Genomic DNA, 24,302 nt, shown 5'->3' with positions numbered 1-24,302 from the left:
GAGTCAAAGTCTTTAGTATGATCAGAAAAATGTGGAGAATTTCAAGCTGCTTTATATTTCTGTTTTTGCCTGTTTGCTTTCTTTTTAATTCCCTTGCACAGCAAAAGGGGTTGAATGATAATTACTCCGTTCAGCCTTTAAAATTTACTCACTTCAGTTCAAAAGATGGGCTTCCTCAAAACTCGGTATTGGCCATTCATCAAGATCAATTAGGGTTTATATGGATGGGAACTGACGATGGTTTGGCACGATATGATGGCTATCAATTCAGGGTATTTCGTCATGAACCCGGTGATAGTTTAAGTTTAAACAATAATGTCATTAGAGCTATTATTTCAGACCCTTCAGGTCAACTTTGGATTGGTACCGAGGGAGGTGGAGTTTCTATTTTTGACCCAATTCGAGAAAAGTTTTCCCCCATTTATTTAAATGAAAATTTCCCCATTATACTAAAGGATGGTAAGGTTTCCAGTATGCTTCTAGCAAATGATCAATCTATCTGGATTAGTACAAACGGCGGTGGGGTCATTTCAATTAAAATTGACTTTGAGTCCTCCTCAGACTGGAAAGTGAAATCTGAAGGAATTAAGATCCGACATTTTCATAATAAAAATTCTAATTTGAAAGACAACAAGGTATGGAGTCTATTTCAGGATAATGAGGGGAGAATATGGGCAGGAACCCAAGAAAAAGGTGCTTTTGTCTTTGAAAATGAAATTTGGACTCCTGTAACCCTTCCAATTGCTCCACAAACACCGCAGTCTGTAAAAGTTTTCTATGAAGATAGACTAGGAAGGCTCTGGATAGGGACAGAAAAGTCTGGTTTGTATATCAAGAGTAAAAGTCAAAAAGATTTTGTTGAAGTTAATTTACCCAAAGCAGGATCTGACCCCCAGCAAAAAGATCTGAATGTTACCAGCTTTATTGAGGATGAACAAGGAAATGTTTGGGTTGGAACATTAGGTAGAGGCTTATTCATTCAGCAATTGGACGGGGGACAGGTTTTGCACTATGAGGACGAACCTAATAATCCATATAGTTTAAATGGAAATTCTGTATATACAATTTATAGAGATAGTGCGGGTTCAATATGGCTTGGGATGTATTCAGGTGAAGGTCTAAATAAAGTATCTCCCAATCAACAACAATTCGAGCATTACAGATACGATCCAAGCCTTAAAAAAGGCCTCTCAGGCAAAATGGTTAAGTCAATTTTAAAAGATAAAAATGGCAATCTCTGGATAGGAATATTTAATGGAGGGTTGAATTATCTTGCTCCTAATTCAGATATTTTTCGATATCTTTTTGCAGGTGAGGAAGGAATTTTATCTCATAATCATGTTCAAAGTATTTTTCAAAGATCAAATGGTGAAATCTGGATTGGCACTGATGGCGGTGGGATTACCGTATATGATCCTGCTAGTAACAGATACTGGTATTTTAGACAAGGACCAGGTGAATATGACCTAAGCAAAAATGAGGTTTGGTCAATTACGGAAGATAGCCAAGGTGCCATTTGGATAGGTACTGCGAATGGCGGTGGGTTAAATCGGTTTGATCCGTATTCTGGAAAGATTAAAAAATTCTTTCATAAAGAAAATGATCCAAATACAATCCCTTTTAATGATGTTCGGTCATTATTAGTGGATTCAAAGGAAAACTTGTGGATAGGAACCTATGGAGGAGGGCTTAGTAAAATGGAGTTAAAAACTGGACGTTTTGCCCATTTTAATTCTGATTCACAGAGCGGTCATAAAATTAGTCATTCAATTATAACCTGTATCCTAGAAGATAAAAAAGGATATATATGGGTAGGAACTTTTGGGGGAGGGCTAAATAGAATCAATCCATTAGATGGAACTGTAAAGATATTTAGGGAAAAGGATGGTTTGCCATCAGATGTAGTAAAAGCAATTTTAGAGGATAATAGTGGACAGCTTTGGATTAGTACTGTAAATGGACTATCGTCAATGGATCCTATTAATTTTACTTTTAAAAATTATCATGAAGACGATGGCCTTCAATCTGATGAATTTAATCTTGGTGCTGCATTTAAAGATGATAGCGGTAAGCTATACTTTGGAGGTATAAATGGGTTTAATGCCTTTTTCCCAGAAAGGGTCAAACCTTACCAAACGCCAAAGGCTCCAATTTTAACTGAACTGAGAATACTCAATCAAGTAGCGCTTCCAAACAAGCTGATTTTAAATAAACCGGTGATCAGTCAAAGCATCAGCTATGTCCGTGAAATCAAGTTAGATGATTTACATAATTCATTTGAGTTGGAATTCAGTTCACTGGAGTATTTATCTCAGGAAAAAATTCGATATTACTACAAACTTGAAGGGTACGACCCAGAGTGGATAGAAACTGATTCAAAACGGCGATTTGCTAACTATGCCAACCTCGAACCTGGAAAATATAATTTTTTATTGAAGTCCTCCTATGAAGGTGATGTCTCATTTTCACCAATCAATCAATTTCGGTTGATAGTTTTACCTCCTTGGTATCGCAGTTCTTGGGCATTTGTAATTTATTTTATTTTGCTTCTTTTCTTAGCTTATTTAATTAAATCCTTTGTTTCATGGCGGATAAGACTGAGAAATGATCTTAAATTCGAGAGACTAGAAAAGCAAAAGCAAGAGGAGATTAATCAGTTGAAACTGCGGTTTTTTACCAATATTTCTCATGAACTTCGAACTCCATTAATGCTAATAAACTCCCCCTTGGATCAATTAGTTAAGTATAAAGAGCTTCCTGAAACAGTTCGTAATCAGTTGGACTCAATCCATGCTAATGCAAGTAGGCTCCTTCGTTTAATAAATCAACTCTTGGATTTTCGAAAACAAGAAACCGGGCACTTGCAGCTTTCAGTTAAGCCTGTTAATCTATTTAATTTTTTAAGTGTAATCAAAAAATCTTTTGATGTGGTAGCTGAGCAAAAGCAAATTAAGTTTGATCTAAAGTTTGAAACAGAATTATCAGAGCAATTATGGATTGACCCTGATCAAATGGAAAAAGTGTTTTTTAATTTGATTTATAATTCCTTCAAGTTTACTCCTGAAGGCGGGACTATTCAGATTTTTGTAGAGTCTGGTAATATACCTTCCAAGGAAAACGGGAAACAACTTGATGGTGTGGTAATAAGAATTAAAGATACGGGAGAGGGTATACCGGAAGATCAACTTGAATTGGTTTTTGACCGATTTTTTCAGGTTAAAAATCATAGGGCTTCGGCTCAGATTGGGACCGGAATTGGTTTGGCACTTTCAAAGAATCTGGTAGATTTCCACCGAGGAAAGATCACTGTTTCGAGTAAACCTGGAGTTGAAACTATTTTCTCTGTTTGGTTATTGAAAGGTTTTGAACATTTTGAAAAACATGAATTAACTTCTACTCAGGGAGAAGATTTAGAGAAAGAATGGATAAAAGAACAATCGGATCATTTAAGTAAAGAGTTGAATAGACGAAAGCAAAATAGAAATTTCAAAGGTGATAAGAAGTTGAAAGAATCTATTCTTGTAGTAGAAGATAATCCTGATTTATTGGAATTAATAAGCTCTGTTTTGGAAGCCCATTTTAGAGTAGTGATAGCAAAAGATGGGAATGAAGGACTTTCTTTATTAATTGAAGGAGGAATTTCTCTAATTGTATCAGATGTGATGATGCCGGGTATGGATGGAATTGAATTTTGTGGACGTGTAAAGTCAAGTCTTGAAACCAGCCACATTCCTTTGATCCTTCTTACAGCAAAAACTTCACATGCTCATCAGATAGAGGGCTATGAATCGGGAGCAGATGATTATGTTACCAAACCTTTTCAATTGGATTTGTTGGTATTAAAGATTCAGAATCTTTTAAAGACAAGAAGAAAGCTTCAAAACCAACTTGCACAGGATTTAATGTTTGAACCATCTCGGGTAAGTTTGAGCTCTCCTGATGAAAAGTTCTTTGAAGAAGCTATCCTAATTGTTGAGAAATATATGGATGATGGAGAATTTGGAGTACAGGTGTTAGTTAAAGAATTGGGACTTAGCCGGACTCTGGTTTTTGAAAAATTTAAAGGATTAATCGGTAAAACTCCTAATGAATTTATTCAGATGATTCGTATGAAGAGGGCTGCTCAATTGATTCAAGATGGAAATTTAAAAATAAATGAGGTTGCTTTCATGGTTGGTTTCTCAGACCCCAAGTATTTTTCAAAATCATTTCAAAAATTTTATAAAGTGCTTCCTTCCAAGTTTAAGGATAATTTTCCTGGAAAGGAATAGACCTTTTTGGATTTTATTTCAATTAATCATTACCATCTTCCATCCAATGATTTTAATTCCTGTTTGATGATTAGAGATTAATGTGAAATTTTCTAGCTGATTAAAAGGGAGGCATCATAAATGTTCACTTTTAGTGCCCTTATACTTAAATTTTTCAAATGACTTGGAATGAATCATATTTTATAGTTCCAGGTTTTTAATTTTACTCCTTTTTATTTCCATTTAAAACATAAGACTGATTCTACCTACAAATCCTAAAATCAGAAATTACATATTGATTTTCAATTATTTAAATGGGAAAGTATTTTGGAGTAGTAATGATTTTTAAAATGGCTGCAGCTTATAAAAACCCATTTGGAAGGTGTTTTAAACAAAAAAAGAGGCCGTTTCTGACCTCTTTTTTGATTTCGCTCCCCCTCTTGGGCTCGAACCAAGGACCCCATGATTAACAGTCATGTGCTCTAACCAACTGAGCTAAGGAGGAATTTTTTCTGGTTGCGCCATCCCTTTCGGTTAACGTGTTGCAAATGTAGAGGCATCTTTGATTTTTTCCAAACCTAGAAATAAAAAATCTTTGATTTTTTAAGCCTATTGCCCTTTCTGATTCTTTCTCAGGGACTTATTTTTTTACTATTTCCTGTGTTGCTTTCCATTCCTATTAATGATAACAGGATTTGACAGAATTTTATCACTTTGAATCATCCAAATGCCATTTTCTTTTATTGGGGAGATGAGAAGGAATACTGAGACTACTGATTTACCCTAAACAAAAATAAAGAGTACGAGGAATTCGAATCGAAATTTGATAAATTGATATGGATATCCGTTTTCTTGCCAGTATTGATAAAAATATGGCTTATTGTATGCCAAAAGGATCAGAATCCGGAAACTTCGGTCTTCTGTCATCGGTCTTCCAACCAGTCAAGCGAAGAAAATAAGGCAACTGGCATGATTGCGGATAATCAGATAATTTGATCTCAACCTGAAAAAAAACATCGCCATGCCTACTTATAATCTGACCATCAATGGGGAACAAAAATCGGTTGAAGCCCTGGAGGATATGCCCTTGCTTTGGGTAATTCGCGATTTGCTGGACCTGAAAGGAACCAAATTTGGCTGCGGTCAAGCGCTTTGCGGAGCCTGTACCGTTCACCTGGATGGCACTGCTATTCGCTCCTGCTCTTTGCCTATTTCTGAAGTAGGAAATGCCCAAATCACTACCATCGAAGGACTTTCAGAAAATGGAGATCATCCTTTGCAACAAGCCTGGGTTGAGCATATCGTACCCCAATGTGGCTATTGCCAAACCGGTCAGATCATGAATGCAGCTTCTCTGCTTCAATCGAATCCCAATCCTTCCGAAGAAGAAATCGAACAAAGTATGGCCGGAAATTTATGCCGCTGTGGAACCTACAATCGTATCAAAACAGCCATTCAGACTGCCGCCAAGAACTTATAATCATCCCTCCAAAACTCTACTCAGATGTTCCCCAAACTTCCTTTTCTCAAAAAGAACCCAAAAGACCAAAGTCAGGTTTTTATCCCCTCCAGAAGAGATTTTTTAAAACTCAGCACCCTAGCTACCGGTGGTTTTGTATTGGGTGTGAATTTCCAGTGTTCTGGTCCCAAGGGTGAGTCACTCACTTTTGCTCCCAATGCCTATATCTCCATCAGCTCAGATAATCAAGTCACTTTGGTGGCTCATAGATCTGAAATGGGAACTGGTATCCGAACTTCCCTTCCTCAGATTATGGCAGATGAATTGGGAGCTGACTGGTCAAGGATAAAGATTATCCAAGCAGAAGGAGACGAAGAAAAATATGGAAACCAAAATACGGATGGATCCTTTTCGGTTCGGATGTTTTACGAACCCATGCGTAAAGCCGGTGCTACAGCCAGAACCATGCTTATAGCTGCTGCATCCAACAAATGGGGAGTTGATCCAAAAGAATGTGATACTCAAAAGGGGAAAGTCTTTCACAGCGGGAGCGGAAAGGAAATTCCATTTGGGGATTTGGTAGAAAGCCTTCAGAATGCAAGTCTACCAGCCCCAGAATCCATTGAACTCCGGGAGTTTTCCAGTTACCAATTGATTGGAAAGGATGTGCCTATTTATGATCTAAAAGATATTACACGAGGCAAGGCCGTTTTCGGAGCGGATGTGAATCTGCCGGATATGAAAATCGCGGTAGTGCTCAGAGGCCCGGTCATTGGAGCAAAAGTAGTATCATTTTCGGATGGGAAAGCCTTGGCTGTACCGGGAGTAGAACAAGTAGTGAAGATTTCCGGTCCCAGTTTTCCCCCTGGTCTGGACAAGGCCTTGGAAGGTGTCGCTGTCATCGCCAGCAATACCTGGTCTGCTATCAAAGGTAGAGAGGCCTTGGAAGTAAGCTGGGATTTGGGTGAAAATCAAAATTACAATTCTGAGGCCCAGTTGGCGGAAATGGTAAAGAGCACCAGTCAAAATGGGAAAGTTAGAAGAGAAAGAGGGAATTTTGCTCAGGCAAAAAGTTCGGCAGCCAAAGTCATCGAGCGAACTTACGAAGCGCCCTTTTATGCTCATGCCACCCTTGAGCCTCCGGCGGCAATTGCCCATGTGAAATCTGACGGTTCCTGTGAAGTATGGTCACCATCACAGCATCCCCAGTGGGCGAGGGATGCTGTAGCTTCGGCTCTGGATATAGATGCTTCCTTGGTAAAAGTAAATGTAACCCTTCTTGGAGGTGGTTTTGGACGTAAATCTAAGCCTGACTATGTGGTCGAAGCGGCTTTGCTCTCAAAGGCGGCCCAGGCACCCGTTCGGGTACAGTGGACTAGAGAAGATGATCTTCATTTTGATTTTTACCATTCCCACAGTGCTCAGCGGATTATCGCTTCCTTGGATTCTTCGAATGCCTTAACAGGGTGGAATCATCATACTGTTTTCCCTGCCATTGGTTCTACCGGTAGTAAGGATGAGTTGCATCCTTCAGATGGGGAGATGGGCCTAGGTTGTGTAGATTTTCCCTTTGATGTGCCAAATATTCGAATTGAATCTCATGAATCTACCGGGCATGTTCGGGTGGGTTGGCTTCGCTCTGTAAGTAATATCCATCATGCCTTTGCCATGCATTGTATGCTGGATGAATTGGCTGAAGCTAGAGGACTGGATCCGATTGAGCATGCTTTGTCTCTTTTGGGAGAAGACAGAGAGATTACTTTTCAAAGTGAAATGGTGGGAGGAGAATACGGGAATTATGGAGAGCCAATCGATGCTTATCCATGGAATACCGGAAGGATGAAAGCTGTGATCCGAGAAGTAGCAGAAAAATCTAACTGGAAGCAATCCATGGCAAATGGCAAAATCATGGGTTTTGCAGCGCATAAAAGCTTTTTGACCTATGTGGCCTGTGTGGTTAGCCTCGAAAAAGACAACTCGGGAAACCTTCGAGTAGAGGATGTCTATTACGCTGTGGATTGCGGTATTGCAGTAAATACCGATCGAGTTAGATCCCAATTTGAAGGAGGGTCACAGTTTGCCCATAGTTTGGCGACTACTTCTGCCATTACCTTTGAAAATGGAGTTGCGCAGCAGCATAATTTTGACACTTATAAAATTATCCGCATGCCGGAAGCTCCGCGAAACATCCACGTGCATATCATGGAAAGTATGGAGAAACCTACAGGGGTAGGAGAGCCGCCAGTTCCACCTTACATTCCTGCACTGGCCAATGCCATGTATCAAGCCAGTGGAAAGAGAATTTATAAATTACCTTTCCAGATTTAGGAGCGACGTAGGTTTGGGTGTGAATTATAGGATCATTGGTCCTTGGTGCTGAATTTTCGAGTGAGAGTTTTGATAAATTTGGTATTTCTAAATCGTAAGGCTGACCAGTCTTCATTGATGGCGATTTGCCTCACACCTTCGAAATCATACTTTCCTAATATTCCCCAGCCTGAATCTCTGTTGATTTTCACCTGGTATCTCTTGCTACTTCCTTTGGGATAGGCCATCCAAAGCAATTCGTCCTCTTGGGCTAATTTTTCCATTTCTGGAAAAACCCGCTCTATCTCTTCCTGACTTTTGACAAAAGCCAATAAAAATGCTGCTTTCTCATTTGCAGAAGCTAAATAGCCAGCAGCCATCCATTCCTGCTCTAACTTCTCAAGTTCTGAAGGAAGATTCCAAATCTTGATTTTCATCCCATCCTTCCAATTCATTTTCTTTAAAAGGGGATCCATCTTGACTTTTGACTTTGTTTCCTAACTAAAATACTGAATTCCCTGCTTTTTCCTGCCTTTTTGGCTAATTTCGATCTTTCTTATGGGTACACGCATTACTATTTTCTTTCTTTTTTTATTGGGATTAAGCCATAGCCTTTTCGCTCAGGAAATTCCTGTTTCTGAACGCTATTTTAGCATGGGTATTCCCGTAGACACATTAAAAAATCCCCGTTTGGAAGAAGTCAGCGGGATTGCATTTTCTCATATTCACCCTAATCTCATTTATGCTCATACCGATAGCGGGGGAGAGGCGGCAGTTTATATGTTGGATTCCCTAGGCAAAGAGATTGGAAAAATCATATTGAAAGGTCTCAAAAATAGGGACTGGGAAGATATTGCTGTTGGATTGGGGCCTGATGGAAAATCCTATATCTACATAGCTGAAATAGGAGATAATTTAGCTAGATATTCTTCTGTGTATGTTCATAGAATTCCAGAACCTAGAGTCATCCAATCTTTGATTGAGGAAAAGGCTGTCTCAGTAGAACTCAACTATCCTGGAGGAGCTAGGGATGCGGAAACCTTGATGCTCGATCCCTTGGATAAAAGACTGTATATAGTTTCCAAAAGGGATAAGAAGAACAATCTGTACAGTTTTTCCTGGGATCAATTTGGGAATAAGGAGGAAATTAAGTTAGACAAGCATCTGGAATTTCCTTTTTCATCCTCTGTGGCAGGAGATATTTCAAAAGATGGCTGTCAAATTTTGATTAAAAATTACTTTGCTGTCTATTATTGGATCAGAAAAGAAGGGGAGTCTTTAACTGAAACGCTGGCTAGAACTCCCATCAGTTTACCCTATGTTCCCGAGCCTCAAGGAGAGGCAATCGCATTTTCATCTTCCATGAAAAGCTACTTTACCATCAGTGAAAAGAGATTCAATATTCTCCCGGTTCTTTATCGATACCCTTCAAAAAAATAAGCCATGCAAACCACTTCTACAATTTTGATGGTGCGTCCCGCCAACTTTGGTTTCAATCCGGAGACAGCTGAGAATAATTTCTATCAACAGCAAGATGGGCGAAGTTCTGAAGAAATCAAGGCCTTGGCTCAACAGGAGTTTGACAGCTTTGTTGCCTTATTGAAAGACCAGGGAATGAAGGTATTGGTCATAGAGGATACAGAAAAGCCAATTAAAACAGATGCTGTATTTCCCAACAACTGGTTTAGTACACATCCTGATGGGAAATTGATTCTCTATCCCATGTATTCTCCAAACCGCCGATTGGAGCGGAGGAAAGATTTGATAGAGCAATTGATGGGATTGGGATTTAAAGTGGATGAAATTATTGATTTAAGCTTTTTTGAGCAGGATGGACAGTTTTTGGAGGGAACGGGCAGCATGGTAATGGACCATGATTCAAAAATGATTTATGCCTGTTATTCTGAACGAACCCATAGAGTACCTTTAGATTATTTGGCGAAAATACTGGGCTATCAAGTGATTGCTTTTAAAGCTCAGCAGGAAATTGACGGAAAGATGAGCAGCCCTATTTATCATACCAATGTAATGATGCATATTGGCTCTGATTTGGCTGTGGTTTGTTTGGAAAGTATAGTCAAAGCTGCCGATAGAAGAAAAGTACAGGAGACTTTGACATCAGCAGGTAAAAAAGTGATTCCCATTACGGCCAAGCAGAAATTTAATTTTGCTGGAAATATGCTGGAAGTGGGAAATGATGGGGGAGAGAAGTTTACAGTTATGTCCCAAACGGCCTATGATTCTTTAAACGTGGGGCAAATTCAGCTAATTGAGAAATATACTACGATTATCAGTCCTCAGATTCCTACCATAGAAAAACTGGGTGGAGGAAGCGCTAGGTGTATGATTGCGGAGATTTTTTTACCAAAAAGTTAGAAAGAAGTGGTTTGGAGATGAGGAATTTTTTTTAACCACAGAGAGCAAGGAGGATAATAGGGGAATTTAAGATTTTTGATTTACGAAGGGCAGAGAAACTTTAAATGTTTTTCAGTCACTGAATCTTTTTTATTTCCCGCAGATTTCCACAGAAAAAGTCACAGATCTGCACAGATTTCCCAGAACAAATCAGATCAACTTCTTTGCGTCTTTTATTCTTTGCGGGAGATCTAAATTTTGCTCCGCTGCGTCTTTGCGAGAGCTTTTAAAACCACAGAGGGCACGGAGGATCACGGAGCTTTAATGAAGGAGCCTTTCGTTTTTGTCAGGCTGAGCGCCTGCCTGACGGTTAGTCAGGGAGTCGAAGCCTTTGCTTCCAATACCTTTAAAATCATCTTTCCATCAAGAATCCTTTGAGGGAGAAAATCGGTGTGCTACCGCGATAAATTTTATAAAACCACATAGCAAGCATAGAAAACATAGCTTCATAAACACTTTGCTTCTTTAATCCTTTGCGGGAGAATTAAACTCTGCGCCACTGCGAGAGATCATGAGACTGCTTCGCTCCGCAAGCTGCGCTCGCAGTGACGATTTTTCAGACTTCTCACTTTAAATTTCAGCCTTCATGAGACCGCTTCGTTCCTCGCGGTGGCGGATTTAATAATGGCTCGCAACTCCAAGAAACTGCCAACTGCCTACTGCCAACTGCTTCTGCCTACTTTTCTTTGCCTCTTGAATCCTTTGCGGGAGAATTAAAATCTGCGCCGCTGCGTCGCTGCGAGCTTTTGTGAAGCTACCTAGATTAAGAGGCGAATCCTTTCAGATTTCTGACTTCAGCTTTTACACTTTTAAATCCCCGTGTAATTAAACGGCGTAATTTTCTTCAATTCCGCTTTTAATTCATCAGCAATAGGCAAGCCATCCACAAAATCCGCTATGGAAGATTGGGTGATTTTAGTATTGGTTCGGGTAAGATCTTTCAGTGCCTCATAAGGTTTTGGGAAGCCTTCTCTTCGAAGAATCGTTTGGATCGCTTCCGCAACTACTGCCCAGTTTTCTTCCAAATCAGCATCAATGGCAGCTCTATTCAGTTCCAATTTACCCAATCCCTTTTTCAAAGACTCCAAAGAAATTAGCATATGTGCCAATGGAACTCCGATTACCCTAAGTACCGTGCTATCTGTCAAATCACGCTGCAACCTGGAAATAGGAAGTTTGGCAGCTAAATGCTCCAGCAAAGCATTGGCAATTCCTAAATTACCCTCTGCGTTTTCAAAATCTATTGGATTGACCTTGTGTGGCATTGCAGAAGATCCTACTTCTCCAGCTTTGATTTTCTGCTTGAAATAATTCATGGCCACATATTGCCACACGTCTTTGGAAAGGTCCAGCAATACGGTATTGATTCTTTTTAAGCCATCAAATACAGCAGCCAAATTATCGTAATGCTCGATTTGAGTGGTAGGATAACTTCTTTCTAAGCCTAAATACTTGGATACGAAGTTGAATGCAAAGTCATTCCAAGCCAGTTCAGGATAGGCTACATGATGCGCATTCATATTTCCGGTTGCCCCACCAAATTTGGCAGAAAATGGAACCTGCTTTAATAGCTCCAATTGCTTTTCAACTCTGACAACAAATACCTCAATTTCCTTCCCCAAACGAGTAGGGGAAGCTGGCTGTCCATGGGTTTTGGCCAACATTGAAACATCCTTCCAGTCAGATACATAGCTCTTCAGCTTGGATAGAACCTTTTCCAATTCAGGATAAATCACCTGCTCCAATCCCTCTTTCAGCATCAATGGAGTTGCTGTATTGTTAATATCCTGAGAGGTGAGTCCAAAATGGATAAACTCCTTATATGCCTCTAGCCCCAAAGCATCAAATTTCTCTTTCAGAAAGTACTCTACAGCCTTCACATCATGGTTGGTCACCTTTTCAGTGTCCTTAATGCTTTGAGCATCTTTCTCTGAAAATTCAGTAACAATAGCCCGTAACTTGCTGAAAAATCCGTGATCAAATTCTTTCAACTGAGGTAGGGGTAATTCGCAAAGTGCGATGAAATATTCTACCTCTACATGCACTCGATATTTGATCAGGGCAAATTCTGAAAAATAAGCTCTCAAGGAAGCCGTTTTTCCAGCATATCTTCCATCTACTGAACTGACAGCGGTCAGGGCATTCAATTCCATGTCTGTTGGTTTTGGGGTTGTTCCAAAATTTTGAAGGCGCAATTTAGCTCATTACCTTCAAAATAGCCCTTCCTAATTTATAATTATCGAATTTCTCCAAACTTACTTTCACGATTTGGAGTTTTCTTAGTGAATTTCTCAGGGATTAGGACAATTATGATTCCTGAGCGTTTAATTTTGCACCCGAATACAAAGAATCCCCATCTCGAATGTTCAATTTATTTAAGAAGAAAAAAGAGGAAGTTAAAAAAACCAATTATCTCCCTCTGAAGGTACGTGAAGTTGTCAAGGAAACTCCCGATACAGTGAGTATTTATTTTGAGCAGCCAGAACCATTTCTGGATTACAAGCCGGGTCAGTTTTTGACTTTGGTCATGGACTTTGATGGAAAAGAGCAAAGAAGATCTTACAGTCTTTGCACCTCCCCATTTGTGGACCCCTTTCCAGGAATTTCTGTTAAAAGGGTCGATGGAGGACTTTTCTCCAATTATCTGAATGAAAAAGTAAACCCCGGTAAAACTATCAATGTGCTAAAGCCATTGGGGAATTTCACCACCGACTTTCATTCCAAAAATCAGAGACATTTTATCATGGTGGCTGGAGGCAGTGGGATCACGCCAATCATGGGTATTCTCAAATCTGTCTTAGTTAATGAGCCGAACTCCATCATCACGCTGATATATTGTAGCCGAAGTGAGGAGCAGATAATTTTCAAAAGACAATTGGACCTTTTGGAAAAAGCCAATCCGGATCGATTGAAAGTCATTCATAATCTGAGTCAACCTTCAGAAGAGTGGAAAGGTCCAAAAGGTAGATTGAACCCTGATTCTTTCAAGGAGTTTGTTTCCCAAGCGGAATACGAGCAGAGATATGAGGAGATTTATTTCCTTTGTGGGCCTGACGGAATCATGGATACGGCGGAGAATGTCTTGGAAGAACTTGGTATTCCTGAAGAGAGAATTCATAGAGAGAGCTTTTTCTCAGCGGCAGCACAACAGGCACATGATAATGCCATGGCTGGAATCAACTCCGGAATTCTCACCCGAGATGTGAAAATCATGTTGGAAGGGGAGGAGTTTGATGTGACCGTTAATCCTGAACAAACTGTCCTTGAAGCCGGACTGGAGCAGGGCTTGAATATGCCTTATTCTTGTCAGAGTGGCTTATGTACGGCTTGTAGAGGTAGACTTTTGAGTGGAAAGGTGAAGATGGATGAGGATGCAGGCTTGAGCGAGAAGGAAATAGCGGCTGGATATGTACTTTGCTGTGTGTCCCGACCACTGACTGATGATATCAAAATCACCATTGAATAAGCTAGCCTCTTGAACTACAATCAGCTTAAAAAAGACTATAAAGGCCTGGAAATATTGGTATTGATCCTGATGGTGATCAGCTTGCCATTATTTGGCTTTGTGTATTTGTATTATAATTCAGGTAATTTGAATTTTGACCTGCCTGAGCTTCCAGACTTTGTCAATGGCTTGCTGATTGGATTGGCTATAGGTTTACTGATTGGTCAATATGTCATATTTCATAGAAAACTGAAATTATCCTTTGAATATGAGGAGCTGTTTGATAAAGTTCAGATTTATATTCAGGCAACTAGGCAGCGATTTTATTTTTTGTTTTTGATTTCTATCCTCAGCACTATCGGCTTGCTATTCTATGAAAATGCGACTTATGTGGTGATTTTTGCTTTGACTTTGATTTTTTATTCCTTAGCCAAACCTACACCGGATAGAATAAAACGGCTTCTTAAACTGAATAAAGAGCAGGCTGAAATTGTGAGGCAGGCATCCAGGCCGGAGTAGGGGGGAAGTTAGAAATTTGAAGTGAGATGGCTGAAAATTGTCAATTCGAGCGAAACGATCTCATAATCTCTCGCGGAGCCGCAGTGGCGCGGCGGTATAAATCTCCCGCAAAGGATGGAAGAGGCAAAGAAAAGTTTGCAGTGGTAGTAGGCAGTAGGCAGTAGGCAGTCCCGTCACTGCGAACCCGTCACCTTTTTTTATCATGAAGATTAACTTTGAGTTTTTAGGTAATCCCAAATAAAGGGAAAGCTTTGGATCGGGTGAAGCAGTCTCATGATCTCTCGCGGAGCCGCAGCGGTATAAATCTCCCGCAAAGAATGAAAGAGGCAAAGAAAAGTAGGCAGTGGCAGTAGGCAGTCCCGTCACTGCGAACCCGTCACCTTTTTTTATCATGAAGATTAACTTTTAGTTTTTAGGTAATCCCAAATAAAGGGAAAGCTTTGGATCTGGTGAAGCAGTCTCATGATCTCTCGCGAGGAACGAAGCGGTCTCACAAAGGCTGAAATTTAAAGTGAGAAGTCTGAAAAGTTTACAAGAAGCAATGCCGTAACTCCGGACCTACCTTAATTGGATTAGATGTTGAGCTCCAAAGGAGCGACAGATATTTTAGCCGTGGGTTTTAACCCACGGATTAAAATCGAAATTTTGAACAGCGCTGGCCCTAAAGCCAATTTTGAAGAAGATGTTTTTTGCCAGCAAGACGGAGAAGGGATATTTTTCAATTTGGTGAGGCCTATCTCCCGATGTTTATTTAGTCTCAAAGTTTATAGTTCGTGACAAAGGCTTCGACTCTCTAACTAGCCGTCAGCCAGGCGATCAGCCAGACAAAAGCTATAGGTCTTCTCATTAAAACTCCGTGGTTCTCCATGTAATTTTCAGTGCCCTATGTGGTTAAATTAATCATGGCGAAATTTTACCCAATCATTAAAAGTGAACCTCAGAGCATAAAAAAAGGACTGAATCTCAGTCCTCTTTATGATTAAAAATCCTATAAACATCAATTCTCAATGGTAATATTCCCGGAGCTAATCTGACCTTTGATAGTCGAGGAGGCTCCGTTATTGATTTCCAAAGTCTTTCCCTTACTGCTTTTTCCCACCTTTAAATTCCCTGAAGAGGCCTTCAATTCATAATTGTATGCATTCAGATTTGATGGTGTCTGTACTCTAAAATTACCGGAAGTGCCCGAAAAAGAGGTATTCGGTCCGAGCCCTGCATTCTCCGCACGGATATTTCCTGAGGTAAACTTCAAAGCTCCTAACTGACCTACATTGGATAGTTTGGCGTTTCCTGATGTAAGACTTACGCTTAATTCTCCTTCCACATTATTTGCGTCTAATGAACCGCTGGTGGACTTGTATTGCAAATCTCCTTTTACATTGAAAATATCTGCATTTCCGGAAGTCATACCGGCCAATACATTGCCATTCACCCCATCAACCCTGATATTTCCTGATGTAGCATTGACCATTAGATCTCCTCTGATTTGATTTGCCTGAATTTTGCCTGAGCTTACTTTGAGGCTAGTTTCATCAGAGCTTACGCGACTTACCTGCAAATCCCCGGAACTGTTTCGGATTGATAATTTGATGGATTCAGGCCCTGACATCTTGATCCAGCCTTTGGATTTGCTATTCCATGAATTCATCTGGGAAGATCTTTTGTAGGAAATCTTCAAAACATCACCAATTGTCACGAATACGATGTCTTGATTTTCATTTTCTGATTCTAGATAAGCTTCTACATCTACGGATGAAGAGCTTCCTCCATCATAGCTGACATCCAGCCAGCCTCCTTCTACTTCAATGGATCGGATCCCAGGGTAGGATTTCTGGGTGTCTACCAACACTTTCTGAGCAAAAGCATAGCTCTGCACCAATAAGAGTGCAAACAATAGATAAAGTCGGGTTAAGCTTTTCATGAGTTGAAGTTTTTAAGTTTTAATAAAGGATTGCGTGCAGCTTAATTGATGATAATTCCAAAGCTGATAGCATTTGTTTCAGGACCTCTGCCTTCTTCGAAAAAGGAATTCAAGTCATAATTGAAATACAAGTCAAAGTCTCCAATTCCAATTTCTGCACGAGCTCCATATCTGAGGTTATTTGCATAAAGATTGGACTTTTCGAAAATTTTATTTTTGTCTCCATCATTGTCCTCATAGACGAATTTCCCTCTGCCACCAATTCGTAAACCAGCATATCCTCCAAGTCCGATTCTTACTTTTTGATTGCTGGTCATCAAAGTAGGAACCAAGGAAAGATTTGCATAGGATGCTGATAACTTGGATTTGGTGCCTACGCCGTTTGTAAACTCATTGAACTCTATTCCGTTAGGAGATTTTTCAATGATGAGGTTTCGGTTTTCCAGTTTGTAATTATACCAAGAAACGCCTATTCCGGTTTTTAGGTGAAAGTTTTTAGCCGCTTTCCAATCTCCAACCCAGTTGAGTCCTACATTCCAGGAACCCCAAGCTTTGGTAGCGGGAAGATCATCTGAGGGAGTCCAAACATTAATACCCAGATCAATATTCAAATCCGAGTCAAACTTGGAAGGCTTAGGCTTTACATAGGTTTTGGTTTCTTGGTCATTTTCAAAATTCCACTCTTTGGTACCATCCTCAAATTTATTCATGGTCCATTCCATTCCAAGCATGGAAAATTCTTTGGTTTTAACAATGGATTTTGATTCGGTTTCTTGGGCAAAGGCCCAGCCAGATGCCATGAAAATGGCAAGTATTGTAGCTAGAAAATTTTTCATAATAAGTAGTTGGTTAGGTAATTGGGGGAGATGACTCTCCCCCTGATTAAAAGACTATTCCGAATGAAATTGGATTCAGTTCAGGACCTTTTTGATCCTGGAAAAGCGTATTTAAGTCGTAAGTGGTAAAGAAAGTTACTCTTCCTACACCGATCTCTCCCCGGATACCGTATCGGAAGTTTTGAAGGTAAAGACCGGTATCCTGTTTGTCTTTTTTCCTTCCCGAACCGTCAAGCTCTCGGTAAATGAATTTAGATCTACCTCCTAATCTATAGCCTGCATAAGGTCCTGCAGCAATGCGTAGTCCTTTTTTGCCATTGTCATTCATTTTTCCAAAATCCAGCTCCAGCATGGTCATGGCTGTGATATAGGATGCAGAGATCTTGCTTTTGAATCCATCCACATCATTTCTCTGAATAAATTCAATCATTTCATCCCCGCGAACTGCCTGGAAGTCCTTGTTTTCAAACTTGAAATTGTAGAATTGAAAACCTAATCCGAAATCCCAGTAGAAACCTTTTGAAATTCGCTGGGCAGCCATCCAGTTCAAACCCACATTCCAGCTTCCCCAACCTTTGACTGCATAGGGATTGTCAGATGTTGGAAACCCTCCTTCTGGGCTGAGATAGTTGCTGACACCGAGATCAATGTTAAAGTTGGTTTTGAAAGAAGGGTCAACTGTTTTCTTAGCTCCGGATTCAATTTTCACCTTGGTATTTTGGCCAGATTCATCTACAAGTACCCTCATCCGTCCGATGTTTACTTCAGTTTCAGCACCTTCTTCTCTAACTTTCACCACATCTTTGGTGCTGCCGTCTTTTTTCTGGATCTGAACGATGGTTAATTCTCCGGTCTCTTTGTTTTCCTGCAAGTCCAAGCTTTTGATGATTTCATCAATGTTCATCATTTTAAGCTTTTCGAAGTCTTCTTTGCTTTCTACAATGATGACTACCTTTCCAGATTTTCCGAATTCTACGATGACAGAGTCCTTATTGATTTCTGTATCAAGGGATGGCAGTTTAGCTGCAAAAGCGACTTGAACCATGGCCATCAGGCAAAATAATAGCAGATACTTTTTCATAGTTTTATTGTCTTTAAGCGATCTTTTGGATTCTCGGTACCGCTGCCTGATGCAGCGGCTTTGTTTCCGAGGACTCCATTGCTCTTTGTTAAATAATAGGTTGGTTTTTAATTATGGCTTTTCGGTCACTTTTTCTTTTTTGCTCGTTAGGGAGGTGAATAAGCTGTTTTTGGCATCTTGTAAGGTGGCAAATCCTTCATCCACTTTTCCCAATATTCCTTCTACCTGATCTACTTTTTTTCCGATTCCGGAAATCAGGTTTTTGTCTTCTTTAATTCCATTAGACACAATGGTCACTTTATAAGCAGGAGCTTCCTCAGTAGTAGGTTGAAGTTCTGCTACAGTTGCATTCAGATCTAAAGGTTTGATTTGGGGAATATCAGCCTCCAAACCTTTTAATGGTTCAGTAATTGGCTTTTCAATGATTGCTTCTCTTTCAGGAGCAGTTTCGTTTTGAGCGATCAATTGCTTGTTGGGTTCTAATTGCTTCTGATAAGATGAATTATTTTTCTTTTTGGGTTGAGCCTCTCTTTTAGGACTTTTATCAATTTTAGCTGACTCTTTTTCTTCAATGATTTCAATCGGATTCTCAGTCGTTTCAATCTCGACTGGAAATTGGTTAGTTGTTTCCTCTTCATTTGAAGAAGATTCCACTTTTTCCGCCAGAATTTCTTCTTCTAAGGGATTTTGAGCTGGCCAGAACAGAGAACCCACCGTAAATAAGAGAAGGATTGCTGCTGCAGCAGCCCACCAATAGGTAGAAAGCTTGGTTTTGCTTTGAGGGAGCTGGTTTTCCAGTCTCTCCCAAGCTAGCTTACTCGGTTTCACCTGGTGATTTTCCAGTTTATCCCGAAATAGCTGATCCATATTTTCTGTTTTCTTAGCCATTGATTCTCCTTTCTTTGAGTTGTTGGGTGGCAATTTTTTCTTTCAACACATTCCTTGCTCTATTCAGTTGTGACTTGGAAGTACTTTCACTGATGCCTAGCAGCTCGGCAATTTCCTGATGTGCATAGCCCTCAATTGCATAAAGGTTGAAGACGGTTCGATAACCTACCGGTAGGCTTTCTACTAATTCCATCAGATCTTGAGCTTCTAGATGCTTGGTTTCATAATGGTGATGTTCGTACTCCACATCCTCTTCCACATGAACTTCCATCATCAGATGACGATTGCTTCTCAAGGTCATCAAAGCCTGAGTGACTACAATTCGCTTCATCCAACCTTCAAAACTTCCCTTGGCTTGATACTGGGGTAGTTTTTCGAATATCTTCATAAAGCTCTCTATCATCACATCTTCGGCATGTTCCCGATTTTTAAGATATCGGATGCAGATGGCCAGAAACTTTCCGGAGTACACATCATAAAGATGTCGCTGGGCTGACCGATCACCCTTGAGGCATGCTTTAATCAATGTTGGTTCGTCTGAAAAGTTGGTTCTGCTGAACATTCCAAATAGCTTTCAAATAGGTAGATGTAGAGATGTTAAAAAACGTTGCATCAAGTTTGAAAAAAAATCAGATTTTTTTCGATTTATGTTTAAAAATATGATTTACAGTTAGTTATAAATTTGACCCAAACGGTCAACGTTATTTAGGGTTATACACTTTTCAGACTTCTGATTTTATATTTCAGGCTTCTCGGCTCTCGCTTCTCGCCTCTACTATTTCAGACTTCTAACTTCAAATTTCTAAATTCAAAAAACTGCTTTATAATTAATCACAATATCCAGCAAGGTCCATTCTCCTTTTTTTACGGTAACAGGCTGAATATTTCCATCCCCATCAAAAATATTGGCAAAGAGGCCATCTTCTTCCCGTGTGAAGATGGAATATCGACCTGGAGCCAACTCCAAAAGGTAGCGTCCTTCTTCATCAGTAGTTACCGTGGTTATCGGCTCACCAGAAATGGATTGAAATAGGGTTCCTTCCACTTTGGCATCAGCCAAATTTGTCATTGGATAAATAATCAAGGTTCTTTGAACAGGGACGCCTTTGGGATTTACTTCGGGTTTTTCGCCGTCTTCTACAATCATGGGCATTTGGTTCCCTTCCAACCAGGTCACTTTTCCTGTGATTCCTTCACCCTCTGGTTTGATGGGTTTGCAAAATGCAAGTATTACTAAAAGCATGATAAAAAGGCTGGATAACATTTTATTTTTCATCTTTCTATGATTTGTTTCTCAAAGGTCACTACCTGTCCCGAAAATCGGGATGGAATCCCTGCCTTCGGCAGGCAGGTCGCGTATTTTCACCGAAAAATCGGGGCATCCCTGCGTTTATCGGCCCCAGCATGTTGGATTTCATCAGTTTAAAATTGTTTTTTGATTCTCTGATTTTTTCAAATCAAAATTTAAAATTCAATTTAGGTTAGCTATGGTCCACTGTCTTCCTTCTCGATTCGAAATGGAGAATTGGCCATTGGCTAGATTTCAGATAATCCTATAAGTTTTAATGAATATCCGATTTCTTACGAGTAATAAGAATAATATGGCCAATTATTAGCCCAAAAGATCAGAATCCGGAAGCTTCGGTCATCGGTCTTCTGTCTTCCAACTGTCAAGCAAAGGAAATATGTTAAGTGGCTAGATTGCGGATATTGATATAGATTTAAATGCCTTCAAACAAAACTACAGATTCCAGATAATTCGGTATAGTTGTATTCCAGCTTAATTCATTTTTCAATTTATCAGCCAAAACTTCGGCACTCTTCTCTTCACCATGTATGATAAAGGTCATTTTGGGTCTTTCTGTGAATCCCTCGGCCCATTCCATGAGTTCTTCCTGGTCGGCATGTGCAGATAACCCGTCGATCTGGTAAACTTTTGCATTGACCGGAACCTGATTTCCGTAAATGGTGATGTATTTTTCTCCTTCTACCAATCTTCTTCCCCTTGTTCCTTCCGCCTGAAATCCCACAAAAATGACCCCATTTCTCTCATGAGGTAGATGGTGGAATAAATGGTGTAAAACCCTTCCACCAGTAGCCATTCCGGAAGCGGAAACGATAATGGCATTGCCTCTGTATTCATTGAGAGACACAGATTGCTCTTGTTTTTGGAAGTAGCGTAACTGTCGGTGATTAAAAGGATGCTGATCCTCTTCCAATGCAGCAGTTAATTGATGGTCTGTGGAAAAATCCAGGTAGAGTTTGGTGGCATCAATAGCCATGGGTGAGTCCAGGAAAATTGGGACTTTTGGAATTTTTCCTTTTTCCATCAATTTAAACAGGTAATACAGAACTAACTGGGTTCGACCTACAGCAAATGAAGGGATAATAACCAATCCACCGCGATCAAAAGTATCACGAATCGCCGACCCTAATTCTTCTTCAGGCTTGACCTTAGGTGCTATCCTATCCCCATAAGTTGATTCTATCCAGAGAATATCGGCTTTAGGGATGAGCGTAGGAGGGAAAAGTAGTGGGTCATGAAAGCGTCCTAAATCACCAGAGAATACCAACCTTTTCTCTTGACTGTCACCTTTAATAAGAATTTTGGTAATTGCTGCCCCTAAAATATGACCCGCATGAAAATAAGTGACTTTCACCTTTGGATGGATCTCAAAGGCTTGGTCAAAAGGCTTGGGAACCAAGAGGGGAAATACGGCCTCAGCATCTTCTACTGTATATAATGGTTGAGGATCATCATGTCTGGAATAGCCCTTTTTTCTGGCAAATTCCGCTTCTTCTTCCTGCAGTTTCCCGGAATCCAATAACAGAATTTTAATTAGCTCTGAGGAAGCCTCAGTGCAATAGATTGGACCCTTAAAACCTTGCTTGACCAGTCTAGGGAGATAGCCTACATGATCCAAATGAGCATGGGTGATAATTACTGCCTCGAGTTGTTCCAAAGGCATGGGGAATTTATCCCAATTTCTTTCCCGAAGTTCTCGTCTTCCCTGAAAGAGTCCACAGTCTACCAAAAATTCAAATTCTCCTAAGTCAATTAAATATTTTGAGCCGGTAACAGATCCGGCACCTCCCAAAAATTTTACAGTTACATCCATGGGTTGATTGTTTAGCTGTGAGAAGTTACAAAAAAAAGAGGCATCTGTTGGGATGCCTCTCTTAAATAATTAATGATTTTATTCATTGTTTTGAAGAAATTTTGCTTTGGAAATGCTATCCAATTTTGCACGGGTCAGGGAGTCAGCAACTTGCTTTTCTTCCTCAAATAACTCGTCTTCTGACTCAATATTTTCCTTGCAGGTAAGGCAGACAAGTCCAGCTTCATTGAATGCCCAAACTGTATTGGAGCGTACATCTGAGGACCTATAGCCATTTCTTCCCAAGGTATTTCTGATGATTTCCAAAACGGATCTCTCCATAATAAATGGCTTATCGTATGGGATTTTCAATACTAGCCTTAGTTTTTGATCTCTGAATTTGTCCAAATTGCTGATGTCAAATCCCTCACTGAAGGTTAAAACTGAATCCATTACCTGCACTTGGTAAGGGAAAGCCTTTGCATTTTCCATTGCTTCTGCCTTCGTTCTACCACGCGAGAAATACTCTTGATCCAACACCAGAAGAGAATCAGAAGTGCCTTCCAATCTTAGGGAAACTTCATTGAAAGTTGCCTCTTCACTTAAGGGATCAAGTTGAAGGATTAAAATTCCCGGACTTGGATTCAAAGTTTCAGAAGTTTTGTACCTGTTCTCTTCTTTGAACTGAGCAACGATTCTAGGGATTTGGAAGGCACATACTCCAACGCAGAATATCCAAGCCGCAAAGGCTACCAATCCAAATCTGTTTCCAATCAGATTCTTTTTCACCAAAACACTCAGGCCTGAAAGGATCAGAAGTATGCCTGGAATAATCAGTAGGAAAGATGCGCCCACAACCAACCATACAGGAATTACATTGGAGATCAATTCTATGGGAAGATTATCCATCATGATCTGATATTCATCTGTGGTGAATACTCCCAGATACACTGACAAGGCAATGATAGGAGCAATAGTCAGGGATAATCCTATGAAGAATACGATCAAACCGAAAATCACACGGATCACAGCCAGAAAGAATAATCCCAAAGGACCTAAAGCTTTGCCCAGGGCATCAATCACTTGGCCTAACACACGAAATGGCGCCAAAAGAATCTTTCTGGTTTGAGATTCAGGTTTGGGTGGCTGCGGGTTCAGGTTTTCCTTTAGTGTAGAATCAATGTTATCCAAAGTAATTTCTCCACCTTTCATCCTGATTCTTTCAGTGATCGATGTTGCTACTGGAGTAATGATCCATAGAATCAAATAAATCAATACGCCAGATCCTCCTGCCAAGGTTAGGACTACAAAAGCCAATCTAGTCCAGATAACTTCTACGCCAAAGTAGGCTGCCAATCCACTGGCTACCCCACCCAAAGCTTTATCATCGGGGTTTCTATAGAGTTTTTTGATGTTTTTATCTTCCTCTACATCATAGGAAACTGGGAGGATAATCCACAATACTATGTAGGCAACAATGGCGAAAAAGCCCAGACCTAAGTTAAATCTGAAATTATCCCATGGGAAAATATCAAAGGCATCGAATCTTAAATTAAGATTTCCTGAAAACAGCAAAAGGATAGCTATCAATCGAGTCCAAAGGGGGTCGATTGAGAAATAATTTGCTAATCCGGCGCAAACTCCACCCAAAATTTTCTTGGGCTCATTTCTCATGAGTTTCTTATAGCCTTTCTTTTCTGCATTCGGAGGAGTTACATATTTGTAAAAATCCTCCTGCTTGGAAGATTCCTTTTCCTCATCTGTTTCTTCCAATGTTTCCTCCACTGATACGAAATCAGCTATAGTTCCCATTTTTTCGATGAGTTTATCTACGTTCTCCGCCGTGATTACCTGCTTGTTGTTTTTCAGGTTGCTTAAGAAAATCTCCGCGATTCGGTTTTCTATATCCGAGATGATTTCCTGATTGTCTTTGTAAGAAGAGAAATGTTTATTGATTGCATCCAGGTATTTTCTGAGCGTATCATATCCGTCTTCTTCTATGTGGAAAAGGATTCCACTAATATTGATGCTGATGGTCTTTTTCATTGTCTTTTCAATTTAGGGTCTGCTGATCGGTGCAAAA

Annotated in this window: 17 protein-coding genes and 1 tRNA gene; 7 read left to right on the top strand and 11 right to left on the bottom strand. The window is 40.1% G+C overall.

The window, feature by feature from the left end; translation table 11 throughout:
* Positions 1-17 precede the first annotated feature (17 nt).
* On the top strand, positions 18-4,271 hold the full coding sequence (locus tag B2906_RS18660; RefSeq protein WP_286942349.1) for a hybrid sensor histidine kinase/response regulator: 4,254 nt from the start codon (positions 18-20) through the stop codon (positions 4,269-4,271).
* Positions 4,272-4,681: 410 nt separating this feature from the next.
* On the opposite strand, the gene B2906_RS18655 is transcribed toward B2906_RS18660, so the two are convergent.
* Positions 4,682-4,755: transfer RNA gene (locus B2906_RS18655), tRNA-Asn, on the bottom strand.
* Positions 4,756-5,271: 516 nt separating this feature from the next.
* Between B2906_RS18655 and B2906_RS18650 the strand changes: the two genes are divergently transcribed.
* A complete protein-coding gene (locus tag B2906_RS18650) occupies positions 5,272-5,730 on the top strand; it encodes a (2Fe-2S)-binding protein (protein WP_219956548.1) in 459 nt (152 codons plus the stop codon).
* Between the two features lie 24 nt (positions 5,731-5,754).
* Positions 5,755-8,037 carry a xanthine dehydrogenase family protein molybdopterin-binding subunit gene (locus tag B2906_RS18645; protein WP_286942345.1) on the top strand — a complete coding sequence of 761 codons (2,283 nt, stop codon included), beginning with the start codon at positions 5,755-5,757 and terminating at the stop codon, positions 8,035-8,037.
* A gap of 32 nt (positions 8,038-8,069) precedes the next feature.
* On the opposite strand, the gene B2906_RS18640 is transcribed toward B2906_RS18645, so the two are convergent.
* Complete coding sequence (locus tag B2906_RS18640) at positions 8,070-8,492, bottom strand: hypothetical protein (RefSeq protein ID WP_219956546.1); 423 nt, start codon at positions 8,490-8,492, stop codon at positions 8,070-8,072.
* 82 nt (positions 8,493-8,574) lie between these two features.
* On the opposite strand from B2906_RS18640, the gene B2906_RS18635 reads away from it, so the two are divergent.
* Positions 8,575-9,456, top strand: coding sequence for a hypothetical protein (locus B2906_RS18635; RefSeq protein ID WP_219956545.1), 882 nt, complete (start codon positions 8,575-8,577; stop codon positions 9,454-9,456).
* 3 nt (positions 9,457-9,459) lie between these two features.
* Positions 9,460-10,392, top strand: coding sequence for a citrulline utilization hydrolase CtlX (gene ctlX, locus B2906_RS18630; RefSeq protein WP_255590362.1), 933 nt, complete (start codon positions 9,460-9,462; stop codon positions 10,390-10,392).
* A gap of 848 nt (positions 10,393-11,240) precedes the next feature.
* Here the strand turns inward: ctlX and purB are convergent.
* Complete coding sequence (gene purB, locus B2906_RS18625) at positions 11,241-12,584, bottom strand: adenylosuccinate lyase (protein ID WP_219956544.1); 1,344 nt, start codon at positions 12,582-12,584, stop codon at positions 11,241-11,243.
* 209 nt (positions 12,585-12,793) lie between these two features.
* Here purB and B2906_RS18620 point away from each other — a divergent pair, with 209 nt between their 5' ends.
* Positions 12,794-13,897, top strand: coding sequence for a ferredoxin--NADP reductase (locus tag B2906_RS18620; protein WP_219956543.1), 1,104 nt, complete (start codon positions 12,794-12,796; stop codon positions 13,895-13,897).
* A 9-nt stretch (positions 13,898-13,906) separates the two neighbouring features.
* Positions 13,907-14,395 carry a hypothetical protein gene (locus B2906_RS18615; protein WP_219956542.1) on the top strand — a complete coding sequence of 163 codons (489 nt, stop codon included), beginning with the start codon at positions 13,907-13,909 and terminating at the stop codon, positions 14,393-14,395.
* A 997-nt stretch (positions 14,396-15,392) separates the two neighbouring features.
* Here the strand turns inward: B2906_RS18615 and B2906_RS18610 are convergent.
* From B2906_RS18610 to B2906_RS18575, 8 genes are all read right to left on the bottom strand, one after another.
* Positions 15,393-16,316 (bottom strand): DUF4097 family beta strand repeat-containing protein, encoded by a 924-nt coding sequence (locus tag B2906_RS18610; protein WP_219956541.1) that lies wholly within the window; start codon positions 16,314-16,316, stop codon positions 15,393-15,395.
* Between the two features lie 41 nt (positions 16,317-16,357).
* Positions 16,358-17,152 carry a hypothetical protein gene (locus B2906_RS18605; RefSeq protein ID WP_219956540.1) on the bottom strand — a complete coding sequence of 265 codons (795 nt, stop codon included), beginning with the start codon at positions 17,150-17,152 and terminating at the stop codon, positions 16,358-16,360.
* Positions 17,153-17,198: 46 nt separating this feature from the next.
* Positions 17,199-18,233, bottom strand: a complete 1,035-nt coding sequence (locus tag B2906_RS18600) for an outer membrane beta-barrel protein (protein WP_219956539.1) — start codon at positions 18,231-18,233, stop codon at positions 17,199-17,201.
* Positions 18,234-18,344: 111 nt separating this feature from the next.
* A complete protein-coding gene (locus B2906_RS18595; protein WP_219956538.1) occupies positions 18,345-19,121 on the bottom strand; it encodes a hypothetical protein in 777 nt (258 codons plus the stop codon).
* Positions 19,114-19,683 carry an RNA polymerase sigma factor gene (locus tag B2906_RS18590; RefSeq protein ID WP_091649385.1) on the bottom strand — a complete coding sequence of 190 codons (570 nt, stop codon included), beginning with the start codon at positions 19,681-19,683 and terminating at the stop codon, positions 19,114-19,116. Before B2906_RS18590 ends, B2906_RS18595 begins: the two co-directional genes overlap by 8 nt.
* Positions 19,684-19,929: 246 nt before the next feature.
* The gene (locus B2906_RS18585) at positions 19,930-20,397 is read right to left on the bottom strand and encodes a carboxypeptidase regulatory-like domain-containing protein (RefSeq protein WP_286942335.1); all 468 of its coding nucleotides are present in this window, start codon (positions 20,395-20,397) and stop codon (positions 19,930-19,932) included.
* Positions 20,398-20,842: 445 nt separating this feature from the next.
* Positions 20,843-22,240, bottom strand: a complete 1,398-nt coding sequence (locus B2906_RS18580; protein WP_286942332.1) for an MBL fold metallo-hydrolase — start codon at positions 22,238-22,240, stop codon at positions 20,843-20,845.
* Positions 22,241-22,318: 78 nt separating this feature from the next.
* Positions 22,319-24,265, bottom strand: a complete 1,947-nt coding sequence (locus tag B2906_RS18575; protein ID WP_286942330.1) for a PspC domain-containing protein — start codon at positions 24,263-24,265, stop codon at positions 22,319-22,321.
* Between the last annotated feature and the right edge of the window lie 37 nt (positions 24,266-24,302).

Origin of the sequence: Algoriphagus sp. UBA3586 (genome assembly GCF_002376385.1) — a bacterium.
In the GTDB taxonomy this organism is placed as follows: Bacteria; Bacteroidota; Bacteroidia; order Cytophagales; family Cyclobacteriaceae; genus Algoriphagus; species Algoriphagus ornithinivorans.
The sequence above is the reverse complement of the archived record's forward strand: the minus strand, read 5'-3'. Positions and strand labels throughout refer to the sequence as shown.